Origin of the sequence: Microbulbifer sp. GL-2, assembly GCF_007183175.1 — a bacterium.
GTDB lineage: Bacteria > Pseudomonadota > Gammaproteobacteria > Pseudomonadales > Cellvibrionaceae > Microbulbifer.
The window spans coordinates 677116-701282 of record NZ_AP019807.1; the positions used below are offsets into that span (position 1 = coordinate 677116).

Sequence of the window (24167 nt, forward strand, 5' to 3'; positions counted from 1 at the left end):
GATCCGACACTCCACATTTTCAGTGTTGCGCTGATAGTTGTCTTTCAATGAGTCTAGTTGCCCGACCATTACCGGCTAGTTGGCGCCAAGTCATTTATGCGTGTAATTCATTTTTAAAGATATTTAAGCGCCATTTTCCCCTTCCTTGCTGTAATAAGAGGCATGCGCTCATCAGGACGGCTATCGCCAAATAAGGCGATCCGAGCATATAAAAAAAGCGGCCATTGGCCGCTTTTTATGGGGGATTGCTGACAAAGTGTTACAGCAACAGGCGGCGCACATCCGCCAGTACGCTGACCAGATAGGTCATAAAGCGCCCGGCATCACCACCATTCACCGCACGATGGTCATAGGACAACGCCAGTGGCAGCATCTGTCGAGGCTCAAAATCCTTGCCGTTCCACACTGGCTTCATCGCCAGCTTGGAAACACCGAGAATGCCGACTTCCGGGGAATTGACAATCGGGGTAAACCCGGTACCACCGATAGCACCCAGGCTGGAGATGGTAAAGCAAGCGCCCTGCATTTCGTTGGGCTTGAGCTTGCCATCGCGAGCTTTCAGGGCCATCTCGGTGGCTTCCGCAGCCAACTCGTACAAGCCCTTTTTATCCACATCGCGAATGACCGGCACCATTAATCCTTTGGGGGTATCCACAGCCATGCCCACATGCACATAATCCTTGCGCACAATGTGCTCGCCATCATTGTGCAGGGACACATTAAAATTGGGCTCCGCACGCAGGGCTGCCGCTACCGCTTTCAGCAGGAAAGGCACCGGAGTGAGTTTCACTCCGCGCTTCTCAGCTTCGGCCTTCATGGACTTGCGGAAGGTTTCCAGTTCGGTGATATCAGCATCATCGAACTGGGTTACGTGGGGCACATTGATCCAGTTGCGGGACATATTGGCAGCGGTGATCTTGTGGATCTTGCTCATTGGCTCCACATTCACCGCACCAAACTGGCTGAAGTCGATATCCGGCATCTTGGCGATACCGATACCACCACCGACACCCACAGCACCGCTCTCGGCCTTTTTGACCTGGTCGCGAATGTAGTTGTGCAGATCATCCTTGGAAACCCGGTTGCGCGGGCCTGTAGGCTTGATCTTGTTCAGGGTGACTCCCAGCTCGCGCGCCAGCTTGCGCACAGCGGGGCCGGCGTAGACTTGGGCAGCTGCAGTGAGATCGCGTTCCAGCTGGTGATCTTTTTGCGGAACCGCAGGAGGCTCAACCGGCGCGGCTACCTGTTGCGGGGCACTCTGTGCTGCAGCGGCAGGTGCCGGCGCTTCGGTCTGAGCCACTGGAGCTGCGGCGCCACCATCAGCAACCACTTTCAACACCCCGAGAGCATCGCCAGTGGAAACTTTATCGCCTTCTTTTACAGCGATAGAAACCACAGTACCGGCGCTGGGAGACGGCACATCCATTGATGCTTTGTCGCCCTCTACCACGATCAGTGAATCGCCCTCTTCGACAGCGTCGCCGGGCTGCACGCTGATCTCAATCACATCAACCGCATCGCCCCCCCCCAAATCGGGAATTTGAATAGCTTCCTCTTTGGGCTCGGCACTCGTTGCAGCAGCAGGGGCTTCAGGGATGGGCTCAGGCGCCAGTGCAGCTTCTTCCTGAGCAGGAGCCTCAGCGGTCTCCCCAGCCGGCGCTTCCGCCACATCGGTTTCGATCTCCCCAATCACATCGCCTTCAGAGACCTTATCGCCCTCTTTCACGCTGATGCTGAGGATCTTGCCAGCCACAGGAGCCGGCACATCCATGGAAGCCTTATCACCTTCCACGACAATCAGTGAATCCTCTTGCGCGACGGTATCACCGACAGCAACAGTGATTTCAATAACATCAACCTGATCGGCACCACCGAGGTCAGGCACTTTAATGACTTGTTTTGCCATAGGAGTTCTGCCTTCTCTTAGCTGATGCGTGGGTTAACTTTATCGGCGTCGATATTGAGCTTCACGATCGCTTCCGCAACCTCTTTCGCATCAATAACACCCTGCTTGGCCAAGCCATTCAGAGCGGCGATCACTACATAGTTGCGGTCCACTTCGAAGAAACGGCGCAGCTGCTCGCGGCTGTCACTGCGGCCGAAGCCATCGGTCCCCAGGGTGGTCAGCTCACCGTCGATAAACTCGCGCAGCGGCTCCACATAGGAACGGATATAGTCAGTAGAAGCGATAACCGGAGAAGTATTGCCTGCGAACTGTTCGGTGATCCAGGGTTTGCGTGGCTCTGCTTCCGGGTGCAGCATATTCCAACGCGCTACATCCTGACCTTCGCGGGCCGCTTCCACGGCAGAAGTGAGGCTCCAAACATCGGAAGCCACGTCAAACTGGTCGGCGAGGATATCCGCTGCTGCCAGTACTTCGCGTAAAATGGTACCGCCGCCGATCAGCTGTACATGCTTCTTCGCCGCTTTGCCCTTAGCGCCTTTTTTGACGTTGGACTGCAGCTTGTAGATACCGCGAATAATGCCTTCTTCAACGCCCTGGGGCATTTCTGGTTGCAGGTAATTCTCGTTCTCAATAGTGATGTAGTAGAAGAGGTTCTTCTGCTCTTCGTACATCTCTTTCAGCCCGCGCTGCATAACCACTGCCAGCTCGTAGCCGTAAGCAGGGTCGTAGCTGCGACAGTTGGGAATAGTGGACGACAGCACGTGACTGTGGCCATCCTGGTGCTGCAAACCTTCGCCGTTCAGCGTGGTACGGCCGGCGGTGGCACCAATCAGGAAGCCACGCGCCTGCATATCGCCAGCGGCCCAGGCCAGGTCGCCCACGCGCTGGAAGCCGAACATGGAGTAGTAGATATAGAAAGGCACCATCGGCACGCCGTGGTTGCTGTAGGCAGTGGCCAACGCCATCCAGGCGGACATAGCACCGGCTTCATTGATGCCCTCTTCCAGCACCTGTCCCTTCTTGTCTTCCTTGTAATACATGATCTGGCCATGATCCACCGGGGTGTAACGCTGCCCCTGGGAGGAGTAGATACCCAGCTGGCGGAACAGGCCTTCCATACCGAAGGTGCGCGCCTCATCCGGAACGATTGGCGCGATGTTCTTACCGATATTCTTGTCTTTCACCAACGCGGCGATGGCGCGCACAAATGCCATAGTGGTAGAGATTTCACGCTCGCCGGAGCCCTTGGTCAATGCGCTGAAGGCATCGAGACCAGGGACTTGCAGTTTCGGGCACTCGACCGGGCGGCGGGGGACCGGGCCACCCAGGGACTTGCGTCGCTCCGTCATATATTTCATTTCCGGGCTATCCGGAGATGGGCGGTAGTAAGGGACTTCTTCCAGCTCTTTATCGGTGAGCGGAATCGCGAAGCGATCTCGGAAACGCTTAAGGGAGTCCAGATCCAGTTTCTTCACCGAATGGGTGTCCATCGCCGCTTCACCAGCGGAGCCCAGGCCATAACCTTTTACAGTCTGCGCCAGGATTACAGTGGGCTGGCCCTTGTGTGCCATAGCCGAAGCATAAGCTGCGTAAACCTTGTAGGGGTCGTGTCCGCCGCGGTTGAGCTTCATAATCTCATCGTCGGACATATCCTTGACCAGCTCCAACAGCTCTGGATATTTGCCGAAGAAGTGCTCGCGGGTATAGGCGCCACCATTGGCCTTAAAATTCTGCATCTCACCATCGACTACTTCGTCCATGACTTTCTGCAGCAGACCTTTATCATCTTTCTCCAGCAACGGGTCCCACAGGCGCCCCCACAGTACTTTAACCACGTTCCAGCCGGCACCGCGGAAAACACCTTCCAGCTCCTGCACGATCTTGCCATTGCCACGTACCGGGCCGTCCAGGCGCTGCAGGTTACAGTTCACTACGAACACCAGGTTTTCCAGCTGTTCGCGGCCGGCCAGGGAGATGGCCCCCAGGGTTTCAGGCTCGTCGCACTCACCGTCGCCAAGGAAAGCCCACACTTTGCGGTCACCGCGCGGGGACAGGCCACGAGCGGACAGGTAGCGCATAATGTGCGCTTGATAAATCGCCTGGATGGGCCCCAATCCCATAGATACTGTAGGGAACTGCCAATACTCCGGCATCAACCAGGGGTGCGGGTAGGAGGACAGACCGTTGCCATTCACTTCACGGCGGAAGTTATCCAGCTGCCCTTCGTCAAAACGTCCTTCCAGGTAGGAGCGCGCGTAGATGCCCGGTGCACTGTGGCCCTGGAAGAAAATAAGGTCCCCGCGCTCCTCACCCTCATTGCCGCGGAAGAAATAGTTAAAGCCCACATCGTAGAGGGTTGCCGCAGAGGAGAAGCTCGAGATATGGCCGCCAAGGCCGTCATTGTTCTGGTTGGCACGCACCACCATCGCCAGGGCGTTCCAGCGAATCAGTGAGCGAATACGCCGCTCCATAAACAGGTCGCCGGGCATACGCTTTTCCGCGTTGGGCGGAATGGTATTGCGGTAAGGCGTAGTGATAGCCGCGGGCAACTGTACGCCTACATCAGTAGCGCGATCAGATAGTTGCTTTAGAAGGAAGGCTGCGCGTTCTTTGCCGCTGTAGCGGATAACCGCCTGCAGCGCATCAAGCCACTCCTGCGTTTCGAGGTTATCGGTATCTTCGTGCATCAAGTGCTCCTCGGCGAATTAGGCGACGTCGAGTCGGTCTATTTCTCAAAAATCGGTACGCGGGCAAACTACAGCGCGGGCAAAAAAAAGCTTCCTTTTTTTCTTGGTTCCGCCAATTCACCAACTTTGTTGGCGTAAATGCAAAGTGTGTGATTCTTCACTCGATTCTGGCGGAGAGGAAAAGCGGCGCTATCTGTTGCCGCGGGGCCTAGTTTGACTGTGATTATCTGTTCCGGGGCCCGCACAATGTGGCGGACAAAACCCTAATCCCGGTTGTTAGCGGAGGGGATTGTAGTATTACTACAAAAAAAATTCCAGATAGGACAGTTAGTAACAAATAAAACAAAAAGGCAAAACGATTATTCGTCTAATCACTATTTTACCGGAATATTCAATGGAAAATTTCAGAAAACGAGCTACAAAATCGAGTCCTAAATAAAGGTGCCAGTCACAATTGAACCAGCTCCCCGCCGGATTGATATTCAGCGTAGACCAAGTAACGCAAGCTCCCCCCAGCTGTCAGGGAATTGAAAGGGTAACAGGTCACCAGCATTAATCCGCGCTCGGCAAAGACCGGCAGGCGCTCGCGCGTACTATCCACAATACGCATCTCCGCAACCCGGTAAGTATGCCAGCGACCGCGCCTATCCTGCAGGTAAATGGAGGTACCTCGCCTGACATTCTCTAATCCCGCAAAGTGGGTATCCCGATGCCCCGCAATAATGGTGGTGCGGCTTTCGCCCGGACTCCCGGAGCCTGCCAGTAAGCCAGGACCAAAAGCGAGAGCCTGTCCACTGCTGCCGGCGAGGACAGTCAGTGGCGGCTGCCCCTCAAGCTTCAGTTTGGCTACCGGCCAGGTATCCGCCCAGGGCCAGGGCTTTTGCGGAGCCCCACCCTGCAGCTGCTCTTCCCAGGCGCTAGCGATTAACAACTGGGCTAATTGTGCCTTCGTCAATATCCAGCCGACAGAGCCCAGTTGCCACAACCCCACCGTTAGACAGAGCAGGAAAAGCAGTGGGCGAATCACAGGTGAACACCCCCAAGCTGGGCTTCAGTGCTATTGTGGGAGCGGCGCAAGTCCGGTAGCACCAGGCGCAGACGGCGACGCAATTTACGCATCACGGTGTCGCGCGCTTGGCGCCCGCGACACAAGAAGATCGCCAAACTGAGCAGGCTCACTGCCGCTAACAGCTGGGCATAAATACCTGTAGCGGTACCTGGGTAGGCTTGACGCTGTAAAACCTGCCCTTTGGGCACCATGTTGGTGACCGGGCTGCGGGTAAGTATCTTATCCGCTCCACGCACCAGCTCCTCCTCGACAGCGATAAAACTGGTATATGGGCTGGTGAGCTGGTGGGACAGGGCAAGCTGCAAAATCTGCTCGCGCAGCACCTGTCCCGCATCACTACCCTCTCCCACTTGTACTTGCTGATCACGCAATGCCTCAATTTTTCTGCGTGCCCACAGGCTGCCAAGGACATCACTGCCGGTACTGCCACCGGACTTTAGCGCCAGCTTGCGTACAAACTGCTTACCCGCTACACGCCCACGAAGCTGAACCTCTCCCTCCAGGGTATCCCCTTCAATTCTCGCTACCAGCTGCACAGGCTCACCGTGATAGAGGTCCGGTATTCTCTTGGGATAGGCATCCGCCACTACTCCTTGGGGCCAGCTGAGCTGCAAATCGGTAGCCATGGGGTTTTCCAGCTTGGCAAACAGGGCCTGCATGCGCCCGCGCACCTCGGAGATATCACCGATGCTGACAAAAGCACCGCGACCGAACTGTGCAGCCTTACGCATAAAATGGCTGTTGGGTGCCGAACCAATACCTACGGTAAACAGGCGTGCACTGCCCAGGTGCTGGTTAATTAATTCAAACAGCGCCAGCTCATTGCCTACAGCACCATCGGTGATAAAGACCACCTGATGCACCAAGCTGGTATCGTCCGGTAACTGCTGCCCGAGAGCCAGGCGTAAAGCCGGTGCCATTTCTGTGCCACCCTCTGCATTCAGAGCTTCAATTTCCCGCCGTGCGAGACGAATATTCTCCGCGCTAGCCGCTACCGGGCGCGGGAAGAAAGCACGGGAATTACTATTGAATTCGATCACGTTGAAACGATCGTCGGTATGCAAGCGGGATAGAGCCAGAGTCAGACTCTCTTTGGCCTGGCGAATGGAGTTGCCAGACATTGAGCCTGAGGTATCAATTACATACACCACTTCCCGCGGCAGACGCTGACTACGGATCCCGTCATCCGGTGGCAATAACATCAACTGCAAATATGTGCCGGCCATGGCCGCACCATCAATTGCCTCAATCTTCCCACTGAAAAGAGCCGCACGGGGTAACCCGGAAGAATGCGGCTGCCAGCTCAGGAAAAAGTCCCGGTCCATCACCGCGGTGTCATCGCGCAACTGAATGCTATAAACACCACGCTCTTTTTCTTTGATATCAATGCGATGGTAAGGGGTATTGATCTGCGCCAATGGCAGCCCGCCGTGCAATTCCACCTCAATCGCAATTTTATGACTACCAATAGCTCGCAACTCCCCAGGAGGCTGCATTAATGGAGTAACCGCCGAAGCGTCGGGCACCTGATTGGTAGGCAGCGCCCAGCCACTACTCTCAGTGACCAGCTCCAGCTCTCTGCCAGCGAGCACTCGCAAAGGAATAGGCTTACCGGGAATATAGCGTGGAGTCAGAGTGGTAGGCATACGCAGGGAGAAAACGCCACCATCGTAAGCCACCGGTTGCAGGTAGCGAATATTTACCTGAATTGTTTCTCCCGGCGAAATATTGGCCACTTTATTGGTAAACAGATTGGGCCTCTGCTGCTCCAGCAGCGCCGCACGCTTGCCTGCAGCACGGGCAGATTTATAAATTTTTGCCGCCTGTCCGCGCTCACGCACCTTGCCGACAATCACTCGCCCACCCAACTGGATCTCCAGACCTGCAACCGCCGCCTGTTCCGGCAGTGGTAATGCATAGATAGCTTCCTGCCAACTATCGCTGGTATTTTTAAATTCCTGCTGCAGCTGCACTTCCGCCACGAGACCACGTACTACCATTTTTACCCGGCTCGCTAAGTGCACAGAGGGTGTATAACGCCCCGTCCCCCTGCCGACAAATAGCAGTTCTCCAGCCTTTACATCATCCAAGGTAATCATTTCTGCGGTCTGGTCTGCACCTATTTTACTGGAAAGCTCCTGCGCACTGACTTCCGCACCAATGGCAGCCACTACTACCGCCAGTACCACTACAACAAACAATACCCAGCGCCCCAGACCGCCACTACGCTGACGACGACGGTAGTACTCTTCCCTCGGCAACATCAGATCATCTTTGTGGAAGCGCTGCCCAAACAACATCACCCTGTTCACAAACTCCCCTCCAGTTTTTAATTGATCGCAGGAGGTATTAAAAACCGGGAAGAGGGCAAAACCCGGCAGTGATTCGGGCAAAAGCAGGGGTCAATTATGGCGAATTGTGGCAAAGACGGCAGATTGACACCCTAAAAGAACTCGAAATAATTCCGCATTAACTCCACCAGCAACCAGAGTGGCTTTTAATTTAGGGGCTGCCCCACAGCAGATTACGTGAATATTAAATCAAAAATACCAGCGATAACTTCACTGGCTTTTCATTATTTAGAATAGCCAGGCTTACAGGCCAGCTTTTCGAATACATACCGGGACAGCTTATGAATATAACAAGACACAGAATTACAAATCTCAAAATTCGTTTCGCCATCCAAATTTAGTGGTAAAAAAGTGATAACTATCTTTTCCCTAGGTATTTCTAATATCACCACATTTATAGTCATCCCTGACCTGCCCATTTACCTTAACCACAATATCATTCTCGCCTTGCCATCCCACCAACACAAATGCAGGGTTAAATATCGAATTCGAGCTTGAGCCAATCAAGCTGAAAGACAGCGAGCGATTTGCATCAAAATAATACGCTCCCTGTGTTTTATCAAAACCATAGCCTGATGAACTTATAATGTTAGTGACCGCCGGAGCCTGCAATCAGGATTTTGATAATTTTGGAAGCTGTTCATTTCAACAATTGGACAACCCAGTAAGCTGCAGCCGCTCATTGATATAACCCCGGCAATGCTGGGTTGACACGTAGCTTCTTTTCAAAAATATAGAATGGAAGTGATTACGCTTATAGGCCCAGCCTGACTCTTGGCGACCATAATTTTCGGGCATAAAAAAACCGGCGCAAGCGCCGGTTTTTTTGATTGAGCCCAGATCAGTCGACCAGACCGTAATCTTTGCGTAAAACCTCTACCAATTCCGCTTTAGGATTATCTGACATCTCAAGCTTCTTACCGATAATCTTCTCGGCGATACCCACATAGGTAGCGGAGAGATCCATCAGCATGGACTCCGGCAGCTCGTTGTCGCTGGCCAAGGCCAGGCGCTCGTCCATGCGGTCTTTGTTCAACAGGATATCAGCATCCGGGAAGTGCTTGAGCAGGGCCTGACGGAAACCCTCTTTGGAGTTTTCCACAACCTTGCCCGCACGGTACTGTTCGCCATCCCAGATACGGGAGGAATCCGGTGTACCCACCTCATCCATGTAGATTAACTTTTCCTCACCATTGGCATCAGTGACGTAGCCAAACTCAAACTTGGTGTCGACAAAAATCTGGTCAAGCTTTTCCAGCTCGGCGGAGATCACATCGAAACCTTCTTTCAGCAGTTTCTCGTACAGGTCAATATCACCGGCATTGCGGAAACTGAAAGCCTCAACATTATCCTCAATATTCTTGCGGGTGATGTTTACATCGTCCGCTTCTGGCACGCCCGGGATCCCTTTAAGAATACCTTTGGTGGAAGGAGTAATCAGTAACTCGGGCAGCTTCTGGTCTTTTTGCAGTCCGTCAGGAATTTCGATACCACAAAACTCCCGCTCGCCCTTCTGGTAGGAGCGCCACATGGAGCCGGTAATGTATTGACGGGCAATGGCTTCGATCATTACCGGGCGCGCCTTCTGGACGATCCACACCAGTGGATGTGGGATATCCAGAATATGACTATCGGCCAGGCCCTGCTCCTTGAACAACTTGAACCAGTGGTTGGAAATGGCATTCAGCGCCGCACCCTTACCGGGGACACCGCGCATGCCGCCCTCACCGGTCCAGATACAGTCGAAAGCGGAGATGCGATCAGAAATGACCATAACTGCGAGGGGGGCGTCCGGTGCTACCGGATAGCCTTTCTCCTCGATCAGGCGACGACTGTCAGCCTCGGTCAGCCAGTATACGGAGCGAACTTTACCACTGTGAATGGGCTTGTCAGTGCGGATCGGCAGGTCATTATTGACCGCCAGTACTTTGTCAGCCAGGCTCATGGGCTCTCACCTATTTGAAGGGACCAAATAAAAGAAAGCGCGGCATTCTAGCAAATGCCGCGGCCCACACACAAAGAAAAGATATCGGCTAAGAGCCCAAATCGGGTAATTACTCCGATATTCGCCTGGCTTCCCACTCGGCCTGGTGCTCACTGGTGGGCCAGGCACTCATAATGGCCTTGAGCAAGGTCGCCAGCGGAATGGCAAAGAAGACACCCCAGAAGCCCCAGATACCACCAAAGAACAGTACTGCCAGGATAATAGCCACCGGATGCAGGTTGACCGCTTCAGAAAACAACAGCGGCACCAGCACATTGCCATCAAGCAACTGGATAATGCCGTAGGTCATCATCAGGTAAAAAAATTCATTGCTCCAGCCCCACTGGAACAGACCAATGGCAGCCACCGGAATCGTTACTACCGCTGCACCGATATAGGGAATCAACACACTGAAGCCCACCGCCACAGCGAGTAGCAGGGCATAGTTCACCCCCAGCAGCAAAAAGGCAGCGTAACTCACCGCCGCCACTATTCCGATTTCCACCACCTTACCGCGCACATAATTAGCCACCTGGTCGTTCATCTCATGCCAGATCTGGTGCATCATCGGGCGCTCCGTCGGTAGGAACGAGGTGCACCATCGAATCAACTGATCGGAATCCTTGAGGAAGAAAAACACCAGGATCGGCACCACCACCACATAAATCAGCAGGCCGGCAAAAATCGGCAGGTTGGTGAGGGAGAAAGCCAATAGCGTCTGCCCGATACCACCCAGCTCACTGCCGAGCAGATTAAAAACCTCATCAATCTGCGCCGCAGAAATCAGACGTGGGTAGCGCTCAGGCAGCAGCAGCAGTAACTCCTGGCCGCGCTGCACCATATTCGGCAATTCCGCCCCCAAACGTACCAGCTGACGCCAGATAATCGGCAGTACCACAAACAACAAAGCCACAATGGCGCCCACCAATACCATGCAGGCCAGGGTCACCGCCATCCAATGGGGCACCCGCCAGGACTTCAACTTCTGTACCATGCCCTGCATTAAAAAGGCAATAACCAAGGCTGTGAGCACAGGCGCCAACACCACACCGAGTGTAGCCAGCACTACCAAGGCCACGGTGAGAAGCAGCACAAGCAGCACTACTTCCTCCTGGCTGAAGTAGCGATTCACCCAGCCTTTAACAATCGATAAAATGGACTCTCGGGATTGATTCTTCATTTGCCAGCGTACAGCCAATATAAAAAGGTGTTGTTACGCCGCTCAGCACGCAGCAAGGGCCTGCCACTTAGAGCGGCAAAGCTGTGAAAATCGCGCCAGGACCCCTCATCTGTTGCCATTACACACAACAGGGTCCCCGCCTCATGTTCGCGCAGGGCGCGACGCATTGCCAAAAGGGGTTGAGGGCATGGCAGGCTTTGCGCATCCACCTTCACGGCCGCATCCCAATCAGGAGGCGGCTGCTTCTGGAGTGTGTCGGTAGGTGTTACTGCCATTGGCCAATCAGTCACAGGCTTTGAATTGCCGCGGATTATAGCGCGTAATCCGCGCCAGATACCGCCAAAGCTTTACCCTTTTTAACCTACACAGTGGCGCAAAGCTGAACCATTCATGCTCCACTGAGTCGAAACCTCGACAGTCCAACGGGGTTGCGTATAGAGTTGGACTATAGATCCTTCACGGACAGACCGAGCAGTAATCAAGATGACTGATTCCCACAATACCCTGACTCGCCGTTGTAACAAAGCGCCACTCACGCAACGACTCCGCACCGGCTTCAAGGCGCTGGGTATCGGCCTGTTACTCGGCACCATCCCGATCGTCACGACCGCAACCAGCGAGGAAATACGTCTGCCTGAGCTGGGCGACAGCACCAGTGGTGTGGTATCGCGACAGCGTGAAAAAGAGCTGGGGCAAATGTGGCTGCGTATGTTCCGCAGCCAGGTGAAAACTTCTTCAGACGCACTTCTGCAGCAATATGTCGAGAAAACCGTAAAGGGGCTCGCTGAGTACAGCCCGCTCGAGGACAAGAGTATTGATGTGGTCGTGGTGAGCAATGAAACCATGAACGCATTCGCGGTTCCCGGTGGCATTATGGGGGTCCATACCGGTCTTTTCCTGTTTGCTGAGAATGAAGATCAGTTCGCCTCGGTTATCGCTCACGAACTTGGCCACCTCAGCCAGCGCCACTATGCCCGCTCCCTGGAAGCACAACGCAACAGTACCATCCCCACCCTGGCCGGCATGCTCGGCGCCCTGGTGCTCGCCGCTACTGCCGGAGGCGAAGCAGGTATCGCAGCGATGACCGCCACCCAGGCTGCAGCGCTGGACAGCCAGCTGCGTTTTAGCCGGAAAAATGAGCAGGAGGCAGACCGGGTTGGTATCGAAACCCTGGCAAAATCCGGGCGCAACCCGGACGCCGCCGGTGAGATGTTCGAGCAAATGCTCAAGGCCACCCGCTACTATCGCCGCCCACCAGAATTCCTACTCACCCACCCGGTAACCGAAAAGCGTATTGCCGATGCCAAATTGCGCTCTCAGCGCATGGAGGACGTGCCGCCAAGCGATAGCCGCGACTACCACCTGATGCGCGCCCGTATCCGCCTGGCTGGCGAACCGACGCCACAGCAGGCAGTGAAACGCTTCAATGCCGAACTGAATGGCATCAATGACAATGAAGATGCTGCGCGCTATGGTCTGGCCCTAGCACAGATTGCCGCCGGCAAACCGGATATGGCCCTGGATACTCTACAGCCCCTTCTGGACAAAGAACCCTCCAAGGCTGCCTTCGTTCTGGCACGCGCCGATATCGATTTGGTACGTGAGAATTACTCCAGCGCTACCCGGCGCCTGCAGCACGCGCTTGACCGAAATCCCGGTGACCACGCCCTAACTATGGGGCTTGCCAATGCCCACTTTAAAGCCAGCAACTACCTGGCTGCCGAGCGTTTACTGGCCAAATACAGCCGCATACGCAAAAAAGACCCCTCGGTATGGTATCTGCTGGCGGAGACTCACGGCCTCGCTGGGGACATTGTTGGTGTACACGAAGCCCGCGCTGAGTACTACATCCTCAACGGTATCTTTGACAAAGCCCTGCAACACCTGCGCCACGGTATTCGTATGACCAAGAATGAATACCAAACCAATGCCATTCTCGAGCAGCGCCTCAAGGATGTGATCAAGATGCAGGAGAAAGCCAGGGAGCTTTAATCCCAAATAAAAAGAGCGGCCAATGGCCGCTCTTTTTATTTACCGCTATCCACCCCTAGCAACTCGCTCAAGCCTTGCGGAAATCCAGCATTCTCTGCAAAGGAATCATCGCTTTACGCCCCAACTCCGCATCCACAAAGATTTCATTGTCACCACGCTCCAGGACCCCACACAGGTTTTCCAGGGAGTTCATCGCCATCCAGGGACAGTTGGCGCAGCTACGGCAAGTAGCCCCGGCACCAGCAGTGGGCGCAACCATCAACTCCTTATCCGGGCACTCCTGTTGCATTTTGTAGAAAATGCCCTGATCAGTGGCAACGATAAAACGTTTTTCCGGACGGGTCTTGGCTGCATTAATAATCTGTGAGGTGGAGCCCACCACATCCGCCAACTCCACCACCGAAGCCGGGGACTCCGGATGCACCAGTACTACCGCATCCGGATACATCGCCTTCAGGTCTTCCACCCCCTTGGCCTTGAACTCCTCGTGCACGATACAAGAGCCATCCCACAACAACACATCCGCACCGGTTTCCCGCTGCACATAGCCCCCCAGATGCTTGTCAGGTGCCCATAGGATTTTCTCACCATTGGCGTCCAGGTGATCCACTACATCCAAGGCGATACTGGAAGTCACCACCCAGTCTGCTCGCGCCTTTACTGCAGCAGACGTGTTAGCGTAAACAACTACCGTGCGATCGGAATGCTGATCACAGAACTCCGCAAATTCATCCGGTGGGCAGCCCAGGTCCAGGGAGCAAGTGGCTTCCAGAGTAGGCATCAGGACGCGTTTATTCGGAGTCAGGATCTTGGCCGTTTCCCCCATAAACTTCACGCCGGCTACCACCAAGGTATCTGCGGCGTGCCGGGCCCCAAAACGGGCCATTTCCAGGGAATCAGATACACAGCCACCGGTCTCTTCGGCCAATGCCTGGATCAGAGGGTCAGTGTAATAGTGAGCAACTAATACGGCATTCTGCTCTTGCAGCAGGCGCTTGATACGCTCGCGCCAGCCTTGTAACTCCACTTCACTGTATTGAGACACAACCGGCTCCGCCAGATGCGTCTGCACCAGTGAGCGGGAATCTACCGTTTCTGCGGCAACGGACTTTTGGGTCATGGCTAACTACCACCACTCGCGAAAAGCGCGCATTATAGCGCATTGCAGCGCCAGAACAGCGTTTTGGCGCTCTCATCTATAGTTACTACGCAATTGGACAGTCACAACAGGCTGGAGTTTTCTTTGCGGGCTGGGCCAGGAACGGAAAACATTCTCCAAAAGCTTATGGATAGAGCAGATTGCATTGTGATTGGCGCTGGAGCCCTGGGACTGGCCAGCGCCTATGCCCTCTCCCACACAGGTCGCAAGGTGTTTGTACTGGAGCAGCACGGCGCTATCGGCACAGAGACCAGTGCCCGTAGCAGTGAAGTTATCCATTCTGGTATCTACTATCCCAGCAACAGCCTTAAAGCCCGCGCCTGCATCGAAGGCAAGGAACAGCTTTACAAGTTTTGCAAGGAATATGGCGTACCGCACAAACGAATCGGAAAGCTAATCGTGGCCACCAATAAGGCACAACTCCCCCAGTTGCACGATTTAAAGGTACAGGGAGATACCAACGGAGCCGGTGGGCTGCGATTACTCGATGCAGAGGATGCCCGAAGGATAGAGCCGGAATTGGAATGCACCGCTGCAATTTATTCGCCTACGACCGGAATTATTGATAGCCACGCACTGCTGCTCGCGTTACAGGGAGCCCTGGAAAGCAAGGGCGGCCAGGTAGTGCTGTCATCCAAGGTGGTACAACTGGCCCGTATCGAGTGCGACTATCAACTGACAATGAAAGACGGCTACAAAATCAAAACTCCCCGCCTGGTAGTAGCCGGTGGCCTTCATACCAACCAGTTGCTTTCCGCTATAAACGACAAATCCATCCGCGCTGCAATCCCAACACAATATTTAGCCAAGGGTAACTACTTTACCTTATCGCATAAGGCGCCCTTTTCTCACCTGATATACCCCCTGCCAGAGAAGGGCGGGCTGGGAGTTCATTTGACACTGAACATGGAGGGGCGCGCCCGCTTCGGGCCCGACGTGGAATGGGTCAACGACATCAGTTACAGTGTGAACACCAAGCGAAGAGGGAAATTTTACCAAAATATTCGCCGCTATTGGCCTGACCTGTCAGATGGCTCCCTGCAGCCAGACTATGCGGGAATACGCCCAAAGCTGGTACCTGAGGGAGCCCCGGCCGGGGATTTTTTTATTCTTCAAAAAGGTCAGCGTAATCACGCACAATTATTGGCATTTTTTGGTATTGAATCCCCCGGATTAACTTCAGCCCTCTATCTCGGTGCACAGGCTGCACTGGCTATGGGAAAATAGCAAAACTGGATAAGTAAAATGGGATAATAAATTAGTGATAAAGCATTTCTGGCCAAGATCATCACCCAGGATAAACTGCCCCTATTAGCGTTATCTACCGAAGACAAAGATACAGTTTTCGACCCAACTACTACTCACACCAATCAGATAGCATTCAAAATACAGTGCCATTTCCGGCATACAGAAACCACAAAATTATAATTAGTAGGCGCATTCCAGGAAGATATCCAGAAAGATATAAGTTGCGGACCTTATTTACCCTCAGAGCCCACACGCCGTGACACAGAATCACTGTAAATGCTAAGCGCCTTTTCTTTAAGGGCTGACTCTGAATCGAACAACCCCTGACTAACTGTTATTGAAGGGGAGTGAGAGTGCTGGATGAAAGAAATACTGAAATACTAACTGGGGGGAATAATTTTCTGTGTCATTTTTAACTTAACGTCAGATTAATTGAACAACGGCAAAATACACGCTCAACCCGACTGTTAAGGTGTCCTGGGGTTGAACAAGGAGGCCCGACGACAGGAGAAAAACTCAAAGAAAGATAGCTATCTTCTTTATCAGTATTTAAATCTTGAAAGGTCTGAAGAGATGGTGGGTCGTGCTGGATTCGAACCAGCGACCAATTGGTTAAAAGCCAACTGCTCTACCAACTGAGCTAACGACCCTTACAAGCTGGGCTATCTTGGCATGTCCCAGCTCAGGAAACCTTCACTCTCGCGCAGAGATGTAAAAGTTAGTTTGGGTTGCATTGTGCATACCCGGTGGAAAATGGTGGGTCGTGCTGGATTCGAACCAGCGACCAATTGGTTAAAAGCCAACTGCTCTACCAACTGAGCTAACGACCCTTTTCCGTGCCTCGATGTGAGGAGCTGCGTATCTTACGGATCTATTCCGAAAAGACAATACCTAACTCGAAAAAAAATCCAACAAATTTAAGGGGTTAGGCATTTTCTTCAAAAATTGGCGCCAGGCACCATTCACTGCGCATAGACCGTGGGGTCTTGGAGGCCCGCATCATTAAATCCCGCCGCGCGCAGACGGCAACTATCGCAACGCCCACAGGCAGCACCGTCCGGGCGTGCCTGGTAGCAGGATACCGTCAAACTGTAGTCCACCCCAAGGCGCGTGCCCTCACATACTATATCTGCTTTGCTCATCTGCATCAGCGGGGCACGAATTGAAAGTTTGTACCCTTCAACACCTGCACGGGTGGCAAGGTTGGCCATCTTTTCATAGGCCTCAATATATTCAGGTCGGCAATCGGGATAGCCCGAATAGTCCACTGCATTGACGCCAACAAAAATGTCCTGCGCCCCCAGAACCTCGGCCCAGCCCAGTGCAATTGAGAGAAAAATCGTATTGCGTGCAGGCACATAGGTGACGGGAATACCGCTTGTCTCCTCCTCCGGCACCTCGATAGAGTCATCGGTCAAGGCGGAGCCACCGATAGCACGCAAATCCAGTTTAACAACCTTGTGTTCGCGGGCTCCCTGAGCCTCGGCAACCCGCTCTGCCGCCAACAGTTCGGCCTCATGGCGCTGACCGTAGTCAAATCCCAGGGCATAACATTCGTAGCCATCGGCGCGCGCCATGGCAAGTACGGTGGCAGAATCCAAGCCACCAGATAGCAAAATTACCGCTTTCTTCGCAGTCATCAGTTCCTCATTCACTCAAATACAGCTGGTGGAAATCAGGGCAGTAATTACACCCCCGGGATATCCCCCCAAAGCAATTTGTGCAACTGCATCTGCATACGCACTGGCAGGCCATCCGCCAATATCCACTCTGCCAGCTGCCGCGCCTGCAGCTGTTCATAGCTGGGTGAGAACAGCACTTCCCCCACCCGTTCCGGCAAATTATATTGGTCCAGGGTAAACTTGGCCCATTCGTAATCGCCCCGATCGCAAATCACAAACTTGATCTGATCATCGCGGGTTAACACCTGCATGTTTTCCATGCGATTGCGGTGCTGCTCACCGGACGCCGGTGTCTTCAGGTCCACAACCCTCGATACACGCGGGTCCACTTGATCCACGAGCATCGCACCACTGGTTTCCAGGCTTACCGCATAGCCCTCATCACACAGAATTTGCAGCAGAGGCAGGCAATTGGGTTGAGCTAAGGGTTCACCCCCGGTCACACAAACGTGGCGGGCCGGGTGGCTCTTAACCTGCTGTAAAATCTGCTCCAGGGTCATGCGCTCGCCGCCGTGAAAGGCATATTCGGAGTCGCAATAGGTACAGCGCAGCGGGCACCCTGTCAGGCGAACAAACACCGTTGGCAGGCCACTTTCTCGCGCCTCTCCCTGAAGGGAGTAGAAAATTTCACTAATTCTGAGTGATTCTTTAGACAGACTGGACATATACACCCGACACAAAAACGCCCGGAAGGCACATGCCATCCGGGCGCGGGATCATAGGCTTTTTCTGCTCAAAAAACCAGCGATGCCATTGAGACAACAGCGGCTACCCGCTGCTAGAAGTTCTCCTGGAGATACTTCTTCGCCAAGTTTGACGCTCTGGCATCACTCGCAGCAACCTGTTCGAGCAGGTTGCGGGCTTTCTGCTGATCACCAAGCTGGTGGTAAACCGTACCCAGCTTATAGCGGCCGTCCCAAACTTTGTTGGAATTGGGGTAGCCGTCAAGTAAAGCTACAAACCATTCGCGGGCTTCTTCCAGGTTTCCCTGTACCAATGCTATCTCACCCAGCCAATAGTTGGCATTGGGGGCATACTTTCCGTCGGGGAAGTCTTGTAAAAGACTCCTGAACTCGGCACTGGCGCCACCGTAGTCGCCATTGCGGGCCAAGCCGAAACTGGCCTGGTAGCGATCGCGCTCACTCTTGCCATCCTTGGGGCCCTCGGACTTGGCAGGCATATTGCCGCCTTGGGCCGAGGCACTGTTATCAGCATTTGCAGGCGGCCTGGCCGAGGGCTCAGTGCCACTTAGACGTGCGATGCGCCGATCCAGGTCCATGTAATCCTCGGTGCGCTGCTGCTTGAGACGTTTAATCTCGTGGCGCAGCTCCTCCACCGTACCACGCAGTTCACGTACTTCCTGCTGCAATACCTGCATCTGGTAGTAAGCTTCGGCCTGGGGATTGGTTTTGGCCCTGGGACTGGACGTTGCGGCTCTGGCCAGCTGCATTTCCGCAGCGCCACTTCCGCTTGGGGAGGCCGACTGTTCCTGACTGCTGGCAGACAGGTCCACAATAGGGGCCTGGGAGAATGCGGGCGATGCCACAGCCGTTACTGCTGCGGCAATCGCCAGTTTTCTAATCGTAAAAGCCATTGGCATCCATTTGACGATTAGTTAATAACAACGCGACGGTTCATCGCACGGGCAGCTTCGTTAGAGCCCATTTGAGCTGGGCGCTCTTCACCGTAGCTGATCACTTCCAGAGTAGCTGCATCTACGCCTTGCAGTACCAAAAAGTCGCGTACGGCATTGGCACGACGCTCACCCAGAGCCAGGTTGTACTCACGGGTGCCCAGCTCGTCGGCGTGGCCTTCCAGGCGCACGGAGCCAGTGGCGCTGCGCATACGGTCAGCATGACGGATCAGCAGCTCACGGGTTTCCGGCTTCAGCAGGGACTGGTCGAAGTCGAAGTAAACTACGTTTTCCAGAGGGGCAATAGCATCGCCATCATCTACGACATTAGTATCAACCGGTGCTTCGATTTCCGGCTGGCTTACGACTTCCTGGCCACTCTGCTCGCTATCGGTGCTGCTACAACCAGCCATTACGGCCAAAACACAGGCCAGTCCAAGACCTGTTTTAACTGATTTCAACATAAGTTACTCCGCTTTTAGTTTTATCGAAAATCCTGAAAGATTTTTTAAATTGATCTTTTAAACACCCTGCGCATCAGCGCGCTGGGCCCCCGCCTCAATCAAAGTATGGCGACCATGCCGGTTCCCGGACATCACCCCTCTGGGAGGGCAGGTTGTACTTCACCCCGGCGTCCAGCGATACCGCAGCCAGAATGCCCTTGTCTCCGCGCTTGGTTGCGTACATCAACATTGCGCCATTCGGTGCAATGCTCGGGGATTCGTCCAGTGTGGTCTCCGTAAGGACACGCATTCTGCCCGAATTAATATCCATCGTGGCGATGGTAAAGGTTCCCCGGTTACGATGCACCATGACCAACGTCTTCCCGTCAGGAGAAACACGCGGCCGCGCATTGTAGTCGCCATCGAAGGTTAAGCGGTCGACTTGACCAGTGGCAAGAGTCAATTGGTAAATTTGTGGTTTCCCTCCCCTATCGGATGTGAAAACCAGCGATTTACCATCGGGCATCCAGTTTGGCTCGGTATCAATGGAGAAGTGTCTGGTCATACGAGTGAACTTACCGCTCACCAGATCCAGCACGTAGATCTCCGGGTTGCCGTCCTTGGAGAGCACCATAGCCAACTTGGTTCCATCGGGGGACCAGGTCGGCGAACTATTAATGCCCTTGAAGTTTGTGAGCTGCTTGCGCACACCGGTGCGCAGATTCTCGCGGAAGATTGCCGGGCGGCCAGTCTCGAAGGAGACGTAGGCCAACTCCTGGCCATTGGGCGACCACATGGGAGACATCACCGGCGCGCTGAAGCGGCGAACCTGCTTGGAGCGGGCGCCGTCGATATCCGAGCGCATCAATACATAGCTGGGCTTACCGCCGCGGGTCTCTTCCTGCACATATACCATTTCGGTGGAAAAGGCTCCGCGAATACCTGTTACCGCCTCAAAGATCTCATCAGCAGCACGGTGGGCAATATCCCGCAGCTGGGTCTGGCCGCCGCGCACCTGCTTGGTAAACATCTTGTGTTGACCAAACACATTGACCAGATCAAAGGTAAGCAGGTAACCAGAGGCCTGGGGCTCAATACGACCGGTAACAATATACTCGGTACCGAGAATACGCCAATCGCGAAATACCACATCTTCCGGGGTCTTGGGGAAGGACAACATATCCTCCTTGGGTACCGGCGAGAACAGGCCACTGCGGCGCAGGTCAGCAGAAATGATCCCGGAGACATCCTCTTGCAGCACACCGCTACCGGACCAGCTGAATGGGGATACTGCTATCGGCGTGGGATCATCAATACCACTGGTGATATCCACCACCAGCTGGGCACGAGCTCCCAGGCTCACCGAGGCAATTGCAATAATGACGACTGTTTTGAGTAAGCTCTTGATCATTGGCGCAGATCTTCAACTATAAAATTCAAAATGGTTGTACGGGCTTCCCGCTCAAATATCACCGGCTCCTCCCGGGCCAGCTCGGCCACTTCGGGGAAGACTTCCACCTTTCGAATAGCAGTTAATACCGAGCGGTCCAGGGCTGCATTGCCACTGCCCTCGACGATATTAGCTGCCACTACCCTGCCGGTGGGGACAAAATTAATTTTCACTCTAATGGTCATGCCATTACGGGCACTGGGTGGGCGGCTCCATACCGCCTCAATCTGCTGCTTGATCGCCTGACCTACAGACATAACCGCCTGCTGCCCTTCATTGGCATCCAGCAGTTCCTGCTCATCCTCCAAGGCTTCATCAAAAGAACTCTGGCGCTCTTTGGCCAGCTGCTCTTTCAATTCCTTCTCCTTTTGCTCTTTCTCCCGACGCGCCTTCTCTTCCCTGGCTTTACGATCAGCCGCTACCTTGGCCTTGCGCTTCTTTTCGGCTTCGAGTTTTTTCTTGCGCTCCAAGGCTGCACGGCGCTTGCGTTCAACCTCGGCTTTGCGCTTCTGCTCGGCCTCGCGCTGGGCCCGCTGCTGAATCTTGTCCACCTTCTTCGGCAGATTTTTCTGCGGCGTCGCTGCCTCTATAGTCACCAGCTTGGCCTGCACAAACTTTGGCATAGCCTTGCGTTCGGGCATGCTACTGGCTTCCCAGCCATAGGTGATGGCGGTGATCAGCGCCCCGTGCAACAGGAGGCTGATCACGATCGCCAGTGCATAAAAGCCTTTATTCACCAGCACCCTACCCCTGCGGTGGCTCAGTCACCAGGCCGACGCTAGGCGCCCCGGCCTGTTGCAACTCGGTCATGACATTGACGATCAAACCGTATTTGGCGTCGGTATCACCCCACACCAGCACTGGGGTTTCTGGCTTCTGGCGCAGCACCTTGCCCACAGTATCCTTGATTTCGGAAAGGGGCTTGGCCTCTTTCTCGTCACTTCCCAGGTTCAAATAATAGGTACCGTCGGCGCGCACTGACACGATCAACGGCTCCTCATCGGTATCCTCCATCGGCGCCGAGGGCGCATTGGGCAGATCGACTTGGACCCCCTGCATCAATAATGGTGCCGTGACCATAAAGACAATCAGCAACACCAGCATCACGTCGATGTAGGGCACCACATTGATCTCGGATACCAACTTCTTTTTGGTTCCCTTGCGAAACACACTCATAGGGTTCGCCTACTCACTACTCAGCCGGAGTGCACTTTGCGGTGCAGGATAGAGGAAAACTCCTCAGCAAATGTTTCATAACTGGACAGTAACCACTCCGCCTTGGCCGAATAGCGGTTATAAGCCATCACCGCGGGAATCGCAGCGAACAGGCCCATCGCCGTAGCCACCAGTGCCTCACTGATACCTGGGGCTACAGTGGCAATGGTCGCCTGGTGCATAGTGGCGAGGCCACGAAAGGAATTCATAATCCCCCAAACGGTACCAAATAAACCTATATAGGGGCTGACAGAGCCCACAGTAGCGAGGAACGGCAGGTTCATCTCCACCTTTTCCTGCTCCCGTGACATAGCTACACGCATGGCGCGCTCAGTCCCCTCCATTACGGCTTCGGGACCACTGCTGCCCTGCTGGCGCAGGCGGGTAAACTCGGTAAAACCTGCTCGGAACAGGGACTCAACCCCATCCGCCTTACCCTTCTCGGCACGTTCATTGCCCTCGCGGAACAGCTTATTAAGGTCGGCACCGGACCAGAAGCGGCGTTCGAAACTACTGAGACCACGCTTGGCCTGGGATAGGTAGAGCCCGCGCTGGATAATCATGATCCAGGACACCACAGAGGCCAGTAGCAGCAACAGCATAACGAGCTGTACCAACAGGCTGGCGTTTTGGATTAGCCCCCAAAGAGAAAGTTGTTCACCGGCGTTCATCTTTTTAAATAACTGCCTTTAATGCTGAATAAATGGGTTCCGGCAGGGCACAGGGCCTGCGGCTGTCGTCAGCGACACAGGCAACTTTGACCACACCTTCGCAAATTAGCTCATTACCGCGCCAGATTTTTTGCTCAAAGGTCACCGCGGCTCGCCCCAGTTTGCCAATCGCTGCAGTAGCGCGCAATGCATCATCAAGAATGGCTGAGCGCCGGTACTGGATCTCGGCGGAGTGCACCACCAGCAACAACCCCTGCTCCGGCATCGCCGGCTTATCATAACCGAGAGAGCGCAGCAGTTCTGTGCGCGCGCGCTCCATATACTTCAAATAATTCACGTAATAGACGATACCGCCCGCATCCGTATCTTCGATATAAACACGCACGGGTATGCCAAAGACTTCCTTCACTCCCCCCCTTATCCACTAGTTTTCCCTGATACGAGCCGCCAGTCACCTATTGTCAATTTCTTCCATCTGGTTTCGGCAGACCGAAATGCTCATAAGCCAGCCCGGTAACTACCCGCCCGCGGGGCGTGCGCGCAATATAGCCCTGCTGGATCAGGTAGGGCTCAAGCACATCCTCCAGGGTATCGCGCTCTTCACTGACGGCAGCTGCGAGACTGTCCACTCCTACCGGGCCACCATCGAATTTCTCAATCATCGCCAGCAGCATACGCCGGTCGAGCTGGTCGAAACCGCGCACATCCACATTGAGCATATTAAGGGCCGCATCAGCAATGGCCGAGTCTACCGAACCATCAGCCTTTACGTCGGCGTAATCGCGCACGCGGCGTAACAAGCGGTTGGCAATTCGCGGGGTACCACGAGCGCGCCGAGCCACCTCCAAGGCACCACCCTCATCCATTTCCACCCCCATCAAACCCGCAGATCGGCGCACAATACTGGTGAGATCCTTCACGTTGTAGAATTCCAGGCGCTGCACTATGCCAAAACGGTCACGCAGGGGGGAAGTCAGCAAACCGGCTCTGGTGGTAGCCCCCACCAAAGTGAAAGGTGGCAGGTCCAGTTTGATGGAGCGCGCAGCAGGCCCTTCACCGATCATGATATCCAGCTGGTAGTCTTCCATGGCCGGATACAAAACCTCCTCCACATGGGGGCTGAGGCGATGGATTTCATCGATAAAAAGCACATCCCCCGGCTCCAGGTTGGTCATCAGCGCAGCCAGGTCGCCAGCCTTTTCCAGCACAGGACCGGAGGTGGTCTTGATCGCCACCCCCATCTCCGCTGCGATAATATTCGCCAAGGTGGTTTTACCCAGACCCGGCGGGCCGAACACCAGCGTGTGATCCAAGGCCTCTTTGCGCAATTTGGCCGCCTGGATAAAGATTTCCATCTGCTCGCGCACCACAGGCTGACCCACATAGTCCGAAAGGGTCTTGGGGCGCACAGCGCGGTCGTACTGCTCTTCCTGTCCTGTCGGCCCCACGGGCTCCGGAGCCACAAGACGGTCGGCTTCAATCATCGCTACAACTCCA

At 54.5% G+C, this 24167-nt stretch carries 20 protein-coding genes and 2 tRNA genes; 2 read left to right on the forward strand and 20 right to left on the reverse strand.

Annotation, left to right across the window (positions count from 1 at the left end; genetic code table 11):
* Positions 1–259 precede the first annotated feature (259 nt).
* The 7 genes from aceF to GL2_RS03070 form a co-directional block, all read right to left on the reverse strand.
* Complete coding sequence (gene aceF, locus GL2_RS03040; RefSeq protein WP_143729244.1) at positions 260–1906, reverse strand: dihydrolipoyllysine-residue acetyltransferase; 1647 nt, start codon at positions 1904–1906, stop codon at positions 260–262.
* A 17-nt stretch (positions 1907–1923) separates the two neighbouring features.
* On the reverse strand, positions 1924–4593 hold the full coding sequence (aceE, locus tag GL2_RS03045) for a pyruvate dehydrogenase (acetyl-transferring), homodimeric type (protein WP_143729245.1): 2670 nt from the start codon (positions 4591–4593) through the stop codon (positions 1924–1926).
* A gap of 448 nt (positions 4594–5041) precedes the next feature.
* Positions 5042–5620 carry a class GN sortase gene (locus GL2_RS03050; RefSeq protein WP_143729246.1) on the reverse strand — a complete coding sequence of 193 codons (579 nt, stop codon included), beginning with the start codon at positions 5618–5620 and terminating at the stop codon, positions 5042–5044.
* Positions 5617–8055 (reverse strand): marine proteobacterial sortase target protein, encoded by a 2439-nt coding sequence (locus GL2_RS03055; RefSeq protein ID WP_232053749.1) that lies wholly within the window; start codon positions 8053–8055, stop codon positions 5617–5619. The genes GL2_RS03050 and GL2_RS03055 overlap by 4 nt, the downstream gene beginning before the upstream one ends.
* Before the next feature lie 799 nt (positions 8056–8854).
* Positions 8855–9958 carry a phosphoribosylaminoimidazolesuccinocarboxamide synthase gene (locus tag GL2_RS03060; RefSeq protein ID WP_143729247.1) on the reverse strand — a complete coding sequence of 368 codons (1104 nt, stop codon included), beginning with the start codon at positions 9956–9958 and terminating at the stop codon, positions 8855–8857.
* A 109-nt stretch (positions 9959–10067) separates the two neighbouring features.
* Complete coding sequence (locus GL2_RS03065) at positions 10068–11153, reverse strand: AI-2E family transporter (RefSeq protein WP_143732773.1); 1086 nt, start codon at positions 11151–11153, stop codon at positions 10068–10070.
* A 20-nt stretch (positions 11154–11173) separates the two neighbouring features.
* The gene (locus tag GL2_RS03070) at positions 11174–11452 is read right to left on the reverse strand and encodes a sulfurtransferase TusA family protein (RefSeq protein ID WP_143729248.1); all 279 of its coding nucleotides are present in this window, start codon (positions 11450–11452) and stop codon (positions 11174–11176) included.
* Between the two features lie 208 nt (positions 11453–11660).
* On the opposite strand from GL2_RS03070, the gene GL2_RS03075 reads away from it, so the two are divergent.
* Positions 11661–13169: a M48 family metalloprotease gene (locus GL2_RS03075; protein ID WP_143729249.1), complete on the forward strand. Its 1509-nt coding sequence runs from the start codon at positions 11661–11663 to the stop codon at positions 13167–13169.
* 67 nt (positions 13170–13236) lie between these two features.
* On the opposite strand, the gene nadA is transcribed toward GL2_RS03075, so the two are convergent.
* On the reverse strand, positions 13237–14289 hold the full coding sequence (gene nadA, locus GL2_RS03080) for a quinolinate synthase NadA (RefSeq protein ID WP_143729250.1): 1053 nt from the start codon (positions 14287–14289) through the stop codon (positions 13237–13239).
* A gap of 165 nt (positions 14290–14454) precedes the next feature.
* Between nadA and GL2_RS03085 the strand changes: the two genes are divergently transcribed.
* Positions 14455–15555 carry an NAD(P)/FAD-dependent oxidoreductase gene (locus GL2_RS03085; protein WP_143729251.1) on the forward strand — a complete coding sequence of 367 codons (1101 nt, stop codon included), beginning with the start codon at positions 14455–14457 and terminating at the stop codon, positions 15553–15555.
* 595 nt (positions 15556–16150) lie between these two features.
* Here GL2_RS03085 and GL2_RS03090 read toward each other — a convergent pair.
* The 12 genes from GL2_RS03090 to ruvB form a co-directional block, all read right to left on the reverse strand.
* Positions 16151–16226: transfer RNA gene (locus tag GL2_RS03090), tRNA-Lys, on the reverse strand.
* Positions 16227–16330: 104 nt separating this feature from the next.
* A tRNA-Lys gene (locus GL2_RS03095) sits at positions 16331–16406 on the reverse strand.
* A 132-nt stretch (positions 16407–16538) separates the two neighbouring features.
* Positions 16539–17216 (reverse strand): 7-cyano-7-deazaguanine synthase QueC, encoded by a 678-nt coding sequence (gene queC, locus GL2_RS03100; protein ID WP_143729252.1) that lies wholly within the window; start codon positions 17214–17216, stop codon positions 16539–16541.
* Positions 17217–17263: 47 nt separating this feature from the next.
* The gene (gene queE, locus GL2_RS03105; RefSeq protein WP_143729253.1) at positions 17264–17923 is read right to left on the reverse strand and encodes a 7-carboxy-7-deazaguanine synthase QueE; all 660 of its coding nucleotides are present in this window, start codon (positions 17921–17923) and stop codon (positions 17264–17266) included.
* Positions 17924–18036: 113 nt separating this feature from the next.
* On the reverse strand, positions 18037–18852 hold the full coding sequence (locus GL2_RS03110) for a YbgF trimerization domain-containing protein (RefSeq protein WP_143729254.1): 816 nt from the start codon (positions 18850–18852) through the stop codon (positions 18037–18039).
* A gap of 17 nt (positions 18853–18869) precedes the next feature.
* Entirely contained in the window at positions 18870–19355 is a 486-nt protein-coding gene (locus tag GL2_RS03115; protein ID WP_143729255.1) for an OmpA family protein, read from the reverse strand.
* Positions 19356–19449: 94 nt separating this feature from the next.
* Positions 19450–20745: a Tol-Pal system beta propeller repeat protein TolB gene (gene tolB / locus GL2_RS03120; RefSeq protein WP_143729256.1), complete on the reverse strand. Its 1296-nt coding sequence runs from the start codon at positions 20743–20745 to the stop codon at positions 19450–19452.
* Entirely contained in the window at positions 20742–21521 is a 780-nt protein-coding gene (gene tolA / locus GL2_RS03125) for a cell envelope integrity protein TolA (RefSeq protein WP_143729257.1), read from the reverse strand. Before tolA ends, tolB begins: the two co-directional genes overlap by 4 nt.
* Before the next feature lie 7 nt (positions 21522–21528).
* The gene (gene tolR, locus GL2_RS03130; protein ID WP_143729258.1) at positions 21529–21960 is read right to left on the reverse strand and encodes a protein TolR; all 432 of its coding nucleotides are present in this window, start codon (positions 21958–21960) and stop codon (positions 21529–21531) included.
* Positions 21961–21980: 20 nt separating this feature from the next.
* The gene (tolQ, locus tag GL2_RS03135) at positions 21981–22670 is read right to left on the reverse strand and encodes a protein TolQ (protein WP_143729259.1); all 690 of its coding nucleotides are present in this window, start codon (positions 22668–22670) and stop codon (positions 21981–21983) included.
* Between the two features lie 4 nt (positions 22671–22674).
* Complete coding sequence (gene ybgC, locus GL2_RS03140; protein ID WP_143729260.1) at positions 22675–23079, reverse strand: tol-pal system-associated acyl-CoA thioesterase; 405 nt, start codon at positions 23077–23079, stop codon at positions 22675–22677.
* Between the two features lie 52 nt (positions 23080–23131).
* The gene (ruvB, locus tag GL2_RS03145; RefSeq protein ID WP_143729261.1) at positions 23132–24154 is read right to left on the reverse strand and encodes a Holliday junction branch migration DNA helicase RuvB; all 1023 of its coding nucleotides are present in this window, start codon (positions 24152–24154) and stop codon (positions 23132–23134) included.
* Between the last annotated feature and the right edge of the window lie 13 nt (positions 24155–24167).